Raw genomic sequence first — 8,007 nt, 5'->3', positions numbered from 1 at the left:
TCTGGAAAGTTGAGATAATTAATGATATGATATGTTTTGTGTTGCCCTGTCATTTTATTGACAATTATCCAATTTGACTCTAACCCTCCTATCCATTTAAGAAACACTTATTACCTTTACTATTTAGGTTTATGCCAACTGTTCAGTAACGTCTCTTACTTAGTTACCCAAATGACTCTTATTGACTCCCAAATCTTTCATAACTTAGCCATCGCCCTTGGTACGTCTTTATTTGCAGCCTTTGTGTTTTGGGCTTTTTGGTATGCGTCTAAAATGGATTAAATAATCAATAAGGGATAACCAATGATTACCCCTTATCATTCTTTATTGAAAGTGGAGCCGAGCAGAGTCGAACTGCTGTCCAGACTGGGTATTGACCTACTGCTCATTCACAAGCTTATCCTTTCTGATCCTCAAGGCGGGAACCGTTCCTTATCCCGAACGGTGGGATGCTCTGGTATAGTCTTGACTTAACAGCTAACCAGAGGTAGCTATTAAGGGCATCCGTTGGGGTTGGTACCTCTAAATCCTTAACGGAGTCAGATCAGAGGTAAGCGACTCTATGAGAGAGTTCTACGCAGCTACTGCTACGCGCTTGAAGCTTACGATGTTATTCGCAGTTACTATTTTTTTTGAGCCTTTGATTTACGAGAGGAGACTCACTCTCGGCTTGCATCACAGTTCGGATTTCGCCAACCTGTCGAAGCCGTTGCGGCCCCATGTGCTTATATATACATTATAGATGAAATTTTCAATTTTGACCACAAAATCAGGGATTCAACTCCCGTCCCTTTGGCAAGCTCAGAACAAGCCTTGAGGACGCACAGTCTTTAAAAGTGTGTTATTTTATCTTTTCTTCCCGAAATTCATCCCGTCAGCTACGCTGACGGGATGAATTTCGGGCAAGGTTTGCTGGTTTTGTGCTAAAATTCCAAATAGCGGTAATGCGCGTAAGATATTAAGGGGATTGGCCTCCCTTACCTCAGATCGTCGGGACAAATATCGCCCTAGCAATTGTAATGGTGAGTTAGCGCGGTCTTGGGGGTTTCCCCCATGAGCGACTAACGAACCCGAAGGGTGACGCGACTGGTATATTAGGTTTAGCTGAAAAGCACAGCCAAAAAACAGAATAGAATTTAGATCCGTTTGCGGTCGGTGCGCCCGTGAACGTGAGGACAAGACTGCCGAGGTGTCCTCGGCAGCTTGATATGTCCGTTAAACAAACAGCCCTGTAATGGCGTTCTGTCGGGGACTTCGGTCTAGATAAGAGTCTATAAGGGAATCCCTCGCTTTGGGCGACGGGAGGTTCAATAGAAAGCTAGTCCAGTACAGGTAGGATTCGTCGGTACTACCGTTAATTGAACGACGTAAAGTGATACTGGTAGCAGAGGCGCGAAAGACCTCTTTAAAAACGTATGGGTTCTACAGAATACCGAAAACCAGAAAAGTAAAAACCTTTTAAGCACAAGTATCCTGGGGCGCAGGAGAACTCTAGATTTATATTCTAGTACGCTTGGGGAGACAAGCCCTCTGGGGCTATCTAAGTTAAACTTGATGTTTAGTAGAATTCTACAGATATTAGATTTAAGCATTGCCGTAAGGATAGATAGTTTAAAGGTGTGTCGCTGAACCAAGAATCTCAGTGCGTTTACGGACTAGAGCGTCAAAACGTTACAAATCATTGAGTATTTACTTCATTTTGACATGAAGGGAAGGCGATCGCTGTACAGTAATTAAGCTAGTCATTATGTATTGATACTTATGTTTCCTATTAACCGTCCTCGTCGTTTGCGTCAAAATGGTCAACTCCGTCGCATGGTACGTGAAACCATATTGACCACTAATGATCTAATTTACCCTTTATTTGCGGTTCCGGGTAGTAGTGTGGCTAAAGAAGTGGTATCCATGCCGGGGGTTTATCAGCTATCCATTGATAAGATAGTCGATGAAGCCAAAGAAGTCTATGATCTCGGTATTCCTGCCATTATTTTATTTGGTATTCCTGAAGAAAAGGACACCGAAGCGACTGGTGCATGGCATGATCATGGTATTGTGCAACAAGCGGCTACAGCAGTAAAAGAGGCTATTCCTGATCTAGTGGTCATTGTGGATACTTGTTTATGTGAGTATACCAGTCATGGTCACTGTGGTTACTTGGAAGTGGGTGACTTAACAGGGAGAGTATTAAACGATCCTACTTTAGAATTATTGAAGAAAACGGCTGTTTCTCAGGCAAAAGCAGGCGCTGACATTATTGCACCTTCGGGGATGATGGATGGTTTTGTGCAAGCTATCCGAGAAGGGTTAGACGAGGCTGGATTTAACCATATTCCTATTTTATCCTATGCGGCTAAGTATGCCTCAGCTTATTATGGACCGTTTCGGGATGCTGCGGACTCTTCCCCTCAATTTGGCGATCGCCGTACCTATCAGATGGACCCTGGGAATGCCAGAGAAGCGTTAAAAGAGGTGGATCTCGACATCGCAGAGGGGGCTGATATGTTGATGGTTAAGCCTGCTTTATCTTACATGGATATTATTTGGCGGGTCAAGGAAATGACTGATCTTCCGGTTGCTGCTTACAATGTTTCGGGAGAATATTCTATGGTGAAAGCTGCTGCTTTAAACGGTTGGATCGATGAGAAAAAAGTTACTTTAGAAACGTTAACCAGTTTTAAGCGTGCTGGTGCTGATTTAATCTTAACTTATCATGCCAAAGATGCAGCCCGTTGGTTATAAGAAGGATAGTTAAGTTGATTTTTAGCTGTTTTTTAGAGCATCTATTGATATGATTTCGTAGATGCTCTTTTATTAAATAATTTTAAAATCAACAATCTTTACAGCTAGGGAAAACTAATTCCGATAATATAGATTAATGTAGAAATGAGTTACTATCCCTGAATTAGCATTTTAACTTTATGGATAAAATCACGAAAGGAAATCTTAAAAGTTTTAAAGAAGAGCAATCCTTAGATATCAATGAAGAATCCATTCTTTTTGAACATTTTTCTAATTATTGTGTCGTGTCTAAAGAATATAATAACTCTTTCGCTATTGACGATATTCATGTAGGTTCAGGTCAAGATAAATCAATAGATGGTATCGCTATTATTATCAATGGAAATTTAATTACTTCAGAACAAGAAGTTGAAGACTTAGCAAAATCGAATAAATATTTAGATGTCTCGTTTATTTTAATTCAATCGAAAACTAGCAGCACTTTTGATACGGGTGATATTGCTAAATTCATGATAGGTGCAAAAGAATTTTTTGATGATCAAAATAATGTACCTCATAACAGCAAAATACAAGAAAAAGCTGAAATCATGGAATATGTTTATCAAGCAAGTTCTTTATTTAGAAATCGAAATCCTAATTTAAACTTATATTATGTTACCACTGGGAAATGGGTTGACGATTCTACCATAAATGGAACAGTTTCAAGTCTTAAAAAAATCTTGAAGATTTGAATATGTTTACAGAAATAAACTTTATTCCTGTTGATGCTAAGGAACTTCAAAACTTATATCGTTCTTCTAATAACAGAATCGTTAAACAAATCAATTTTGAGAAATATATTCCATTACCCCAAATAAAAAGCGTTGGAGAAGCTTATATTGGTATTGTTTCTGCACAAGAATATCTAAAATTGATTATGGATGACTCAGATAATATTATAAAAGGTTTATTTTATGATAATGTTAGAGACTTTCAAGGTGATCAAAACGATGTCAATGAAGATCACAACAATATCATGGGGAAAATGGAATTGAAAAGATTAGAATTGTAGACGCAACTTTACAAATGAGATGTTTTGCGTCTATGTTTCTTGATCAAGCGCATAATGCAGGTAGATATCGTACAAAATTATATGAAAATATAGAAAATAAAATTTTTCAATCATCTCATGATCCTATTGGATATTATGTTAGTTGTTATGCTTTTTTCCAATTAAATTCATTATTTAGAAAAAATAAATTAGATAGTAAATATAAACCATTCAAATACCATTTCTTGAATATTTTTAGAAGGCAAGTATCAGGTTTGAAGCAACCTGATTTAAACTCTAAGAAATTCATTAAATATTGTGAAAAAATAGAAAAAGTGTTAACCAATGATGAGCATTGTCTTGAAGCTTTTATAAATACTTCAAACTTTATTGATCAATTGATTCATGAAAAATATCAGGGGAAATATGATCGTTCTTTTGCTAAAACTGTAACCTTTACAAAACATATTAAAGAGAAACTTTAACCTAGAAGTTGATTCTCAATTGTAATATAGCGTTTCTCGGACTCATGAGGTACACCTAACACCTGCCTTCTGCCTTCTGCCTTCTGCCTTCTGCCTCCTGCCTCAAAGCGATTACTTTTGTATCTCACAAGTATGGGAACTGCTATATATCAATAAAATAGTTAGTAATGTACTATAATTATTAATAAAATAATCAAGTTGAAGTAAAAATTATTAGTGTCAAAAAAACAAATTAAATCAAACCTGCTTTTTCAAAAATATAGTGAGGAGTTAAACTTAAATCAGGTAAGATATCATCTTCTAAAGTCAGAGAGGTTTGAGTTAAAGATTGCATAATAGCAAGATTTACTAATTGATATACTATAGCATTACCCATTATAGTTACCACGCTACGGAGATTCCTCGTTCCTCGGAATGACAGCTAAAGATACAAAAAATGTCCTAATTAATTTTTGTAGTGCTAGATTAATTTATAAATAGTTTATAATATGACCATGCAAAGTGGTATTGATATTTGAAAAGCGTAGAATCAGTAGACGCAAAAAGTAGAAAGAAGTAGAAAAAAGTAGTATTCAATTGTTCACTCAAAAAACTGTCATGTTTCGTGATCAATCCTGTTGTTATTCCCTTTAAAGTTGAAACAGTTGGACATCAATATCGTCATCATAATTATTCATTGAGGGAACATAAACGCTATGAAGAAACAATTATCTAACCAGATGAAAACCTTAATTAAAAGAACAGGATACGGTTTAGGACTGATGGTTCTCTTTTCTGCTTCATCAGCAAATGCTAACCCCCTAGTTGACTTTCTTAGAGATTACAGAAACTATCGCACTTCTGACCCTCAAGATTATGATTACAATGTAGCGCAACAAAGTCCTGACGACATCATTATTGATACGAACCCCCAAACCACTCCCCCACCACCTACTACTACTACTACCAGTTCTAGTAATACTCGTTTTGACTGTCAATATCATGACGGTCAATATAAAGTGATGTATCGTCCCCAATCTCAGTCTATGCAACCTTATCCTTGGGCCATTCCGAGTAATATGGGAGATGGTTGGACAGCAGAACGTCGGTGTAACGAAATTAGTCGACGGTTAGAAATGTATCGACCTGACGGACTCCTAGAATTAAGAAACGGTCGGGAAAATAACTACGATACCATTTGTGTTACCACAGAAGCTGACCCCCGTTGTCGTATTGTGTTAACGGTTCCCCCTGGAAAAAACCCCGAAGTTACCCGTAATCAAATCTTTCAAACCTTAGTCGCAGCAGAAGAAGGACAATACACCCAAGGGGTTAACGCTTTTACGGGGGGTAGTGGTATCACGAACCCACTGGGCCAACTCCTCAACGGAACCATCCCACAAATCGGACAACCCTCGTCTCCTCGTTCTAATGGGATTAACTTGCGTCCTTTCTTGGCCCCTGTCGATGGAGGAACCGGGGAAAAACTAGAAAAAACGCCTACTAATTCTAACTCCCGTCCTTCTGACTCCCGTCGGTTAAACCCTAATCTTTTTCGATAGGATAAAAATAGTCCTCAAGGTCAACTATCTTGAGGACAAAAATAATTTTATCGAGAGTTTAGTGTTGGGTTTCGTTGCCTCAACCCAACCTACGAGGCTATCATCAAGTTGTTAGTCCAGACTCCTACGGTGTTTAAGCTACTATCTAAGAAACCTTGTTTACAAGCATAACGCTGAATTTTACCACTAGGAGTTTTAGGAATACTGGCAGTTTTTAGTAGTACAATGCTATGAATTGATAGTTGATGTTTTGCCGATACGGCTTCATTCATAGCTGTCACCACTTCATTAACATCAAGATGACGTAAATAGGTGCGTTGAACCTCTTGCACAATCACTAATTTTTCCCCTTCTTCACTCGCTACAGAAAAGGCAGCATTTGCACCCATTCTTAAGGCAGGATGACTGGTTTCAACCGTTGATTCGATATCGTGAGGATAATAATAGTCATCGCCGATAATAATCATATCTTTGATACGACCGGTAATATATAGTTCTCCCCATTGGAAAAATCCTAAGTCCCCTGTCCTCAGAAATGGCCCTTCTTTTCCCTCGGATAAATAAGCGTCAAAAGTGGCTTTTGTTGCTTCTGAGTCATTCCAATACCCTTGCGCTACACTGACCCCTCCTATCCAAATTTCTCCCACTTGGTTCGGTTGACAACGAGTTTTAGTTTTTGGGTCAACAATAATAATTTTGTCAAAAAAGGTTTGTCCACATCCCACTAACTTCTGAGTCTGAACCTGATCATTTTGTTCTAATTTGATACAATTTTTTTGTAAAGCGTCAGAATTTACTTTATGAACCACAGGAAGACCTGTTTTTAACCCTCCAGACACAAATAAGGTGGTTTCGGCCATGCCATAACAAGGATAAAACCCTTGAGGACGAAAACCATAGGGAGCAAATTTTTCGGTAAACTTCTCTAACGTTTCGGCGCGAACCAATTCCCCCCCATTAAAGGCCACTGTCCAACTTTTGAGATTAATATCTGAACATTGTTCTGGGGTAATTTTCCGTACACACAAATCATAGGCAAAATTGGGCCCACCACTGGTGGTAACGCCGTAACGACTAATCACCTCTAACCAACGAATGGGCTTTTGTATAAAAGCGTCAGGCGGCATCAAAATGGAGGGAACCCCTAAATATAAGGGTTGAATGATATTACCGACCAGTCCGATAACATGAAATAGCGGTAGCCAACCCCCAACCACCGTTCTCTCAGAATGACCTAAGGCCATTTCTAGCAATCGTTCATTGTTTAAAAGGTTGTCATGACTCACCATCACTCCTTTAGGATGTCCGGTTGACCCTGATGTGTACTGAAGAAAGGCAATGGTATCTTTAGTAATATTGGGCCTTGTCCACTGGGATGCTAAGTCAAGGTTAATGGTTTCGGTGGTTAACCATTGTAGATGAGTCCACTGATTTTTAAGCTTATTAACAAAGGATTCTGTGGTTAAGACGAGGTTAACTTGAGCATCTGAGATAATTGCCTCTAATCTTCTTAAATTTTGCTGAGAATGGGAGGGATAAACAGGGACAGCAATCACACCGGCATAAAGACAGGCAAAAAAGGCTGTAAGAAATTCTGGACCGGGATGATATAACAATAACGCGCGATCGCCGATTTTTGTGCAAGATTGAAGGGTTGTTGCGATCGCTTTGGCTTGGGTTTCTAAAGCTTGGTAGGTTAAACGACTCGATTCGCTTTCCCCATCTTCTAAAAAAATATAGCCGGTTTTTTCCGATTGATGTTCAACTTGATAGGCCAAAATATCTAATAGGGTTGGGAATGGCTGTAAATTTTTTAATTTATACGGGGTATTATAAGAACGGCTTGAAAAATTCATAGTTATTTATTAGCATTAAATACTGTTGTCTAGTTACTGCAAAAATTTACATAATTTTGCTTAACGGAAATTACTGAATTGATTGTTTTCCCCCGATCAATTATTTCTCTCTATAATATACCCATAAGATTACATAAACCAACCAAATTAAATAATAATTATAGAATAAATTAAAGATTAAGATTAAAAAGAAAAAAAGAGCTTTTTTTTAGAGAATTTTAATAAAGAAAGAGGGATAGGTAGTCATTAATTGAATTCGCAGGATTGAGGATTCATTTTTCAAGCAGTTACGAGAGAACGCTGCACGTTATAATTAATCATGGACTTAACCATGTGAGTCCTTATCAGTCTTTATT

The 8,007-nt window shown here is 38.1% G+C and carries 7 protein-coding genes and 1 other RNA gene; 6 read left to right on the top strand and 2 right to left on the bottom strand.

What is annotated here, in order from left to right; genetic code table 11:
• Nucleotides 1-171: 171 nt before the first annotated feature.
• Nucleotides 172-282: a delta-aminolevulinic acid dehydratase gene (locus tag C4E06_RS29565; RefSeq protein WP_107668423.1), complete on the top strand. Its 111-nt coding sequence runs from the start codon at nucleotides 172-174 to the stop codon at nucleotides 280-282.
• Nucleotides 283-331: 49 nt separating this feature from the next.
• Here C4E06_RS29565 and ssrA read toward each other — a convergent pair.
• Nucleotides 332-719: a transfer-messenger RNA gene (gene ssrA / locus C4E06_RS12810) on the bottom strand.
• Between the two features lie 1,042 nt (nucleotides 720-1,761).
• On the opposite strand from ssrA, the gene hemB reads away from it, so the two are divergent.
• The 5 genes from hemB to C4E06_RS12785 all read left to right on the top strand — a co-directional run bounded on the left by hemB (nucleotide 1,762) and on the right by C4E06_RS12785 (nucleotide 5,795).
• A complete protein-coding gene (gene hemB, locus C4E06_RS12805; RefSeq protein WP_107668421.1) occupies nucleotides 1,762-2,739 on the top strand; it encodes a porphobilinogen synthase in 978 nt (325 codons plus the stop codon).
• Between the two features lie 179 nt (nucleotides 2,740-2,918).
• Nucleotides 2,919-3,470 carry a hypothetical protein gene (locus tag C4E06_RS12800; RefSeq protein ID WP_107668420.1) on the top strand — a complete coding sequence of 184 codons (552 nt, stop codon included), beginning with the start codon at nucleotides 2,919-2,921 and terminating at the stop codon, nucleotides 3,468-3,470.
• Between the two features lie 2 nt (nucleotides 3,471-3,472).
• Nucleotides 3,473-3,790: a hypothetical protein gene (locus C4E06_RS12795; RefSeq protein WP_107668419.1), complete on the top strand. Its 318-nt coding sequence runs from the start codon at nucleotides 3,473-3,475 to the stop codon at nucleotides 3,788-3,790.
• A 32-nt stretch (nucleotides 3,791-3,822) separates the two neighbouring features.
• The gene (locus C4E06_RS12790; protein WP_107668418.1) at nucleotides 3,823-4,254 is read left to right on the top strand and encodes a hypothetical protein; all 432 of its coding nucleotides are present in this window, start codon (nucleotides 3,823-3,825) and stop codon (nucleotides 4,252-4,254) included.
• Between the two features lie 695 nt (nucleotides 4,255-4,949).
• Nucleotides 4,950-5,795 carry a COP23 domain-containing protein gene (locus C4E06_RS12785; RefSeq protein WP_107668417.1) on the top strand — a complete coding sequence of 282 codons (846 nt, stop codon included), beginning with the start codon at nucleotides 4,950-4,952 and terminating at the stop codon, nucleotides 5,793-5,795.
• 89 nt (nucleotides 5,796-5,884) lie between these two features.
• Here C4E06_RS12785 and C4E06_RS12780 read toward each other — a convergent pair whose 3' ends face one another.
• The gene (locus C4E06_RS12780) at nucleotides 5,885-7,651 is read right to left on the bottom strand and encodes a fatty acyl-AMP ligase (RefSeq protein ID WP_107668416.1); all 1,767 of its coding nucleotides are present in this window, start codon (nucleotides 7,649-7,651) and stop codon (nucleotides 5,885-5,887) included.
• Nucleotides 7,652-8,007 lie beyond the last annotated feature (356 nt).

Source organism: Cyanothece sp. BG0011, assembly GCF_003013815.1.
Taxonomy (GTDB): domain Bacteria; phylum Cyanobacteriota; class Cyanobacteriia; order Cyanobacteriales; family Microcystaceae; genus Crocosphaera.
The sequence above is the reverse complement of the archived record's forward strand: the minus strand, read 5'-3'. Positions and strand labels throughout refer to the sequence as shown.

Coding starts and splice junctions, on each gene's coding strand:
- C4E06_RS29565 (WP_107668423.1), top strand. CDS start 172: ATGACTCTTATTGACTCCCAAATCTTTCATAACTTAGCCATCGCCCTT.
- hemB (WP_107668421.1), top strand. CDS start 1,762: ATGTTTCCTATTAACCGTCCTCGTCGTTTGCGTCAAAATGGTCAACTC.
- C4E06_RS12800 (WP_107668420.1), top strand. CDS start 2,919: ATGGATAAAATCACGAAAGGAAATCTTAAAAGTTTTAAAGAAGAGCAA.
- C4E06_RS12795 (WP_107668419.1), top strand. CDS start 3,473: ATGTTTACAGAAATAAACTTTATTCCTGTTGATGCTAAGGAACTTCAA.
- C4E06_RS12790 (WP_107668418.1), top strand. CDS start 3,823: ATGTTTCTTGATCAAGCGCATAATGCAGGTAGATATCGTACAAAATTA.
- C4E06_RS12785 (WP_107668417.1), top strand. CDS start 4,950: ATGAAGAAACAATTATCTAACCAGATGAAAACCTTAATTAAAAGAACA.
- C4E06_RS12780 (WP_107668416.1), bottom strand. CDS start 7,651: ATGAATTTTTCAAGCCGTTCTTATAATACCCCGTATAAATTAAAAAAT.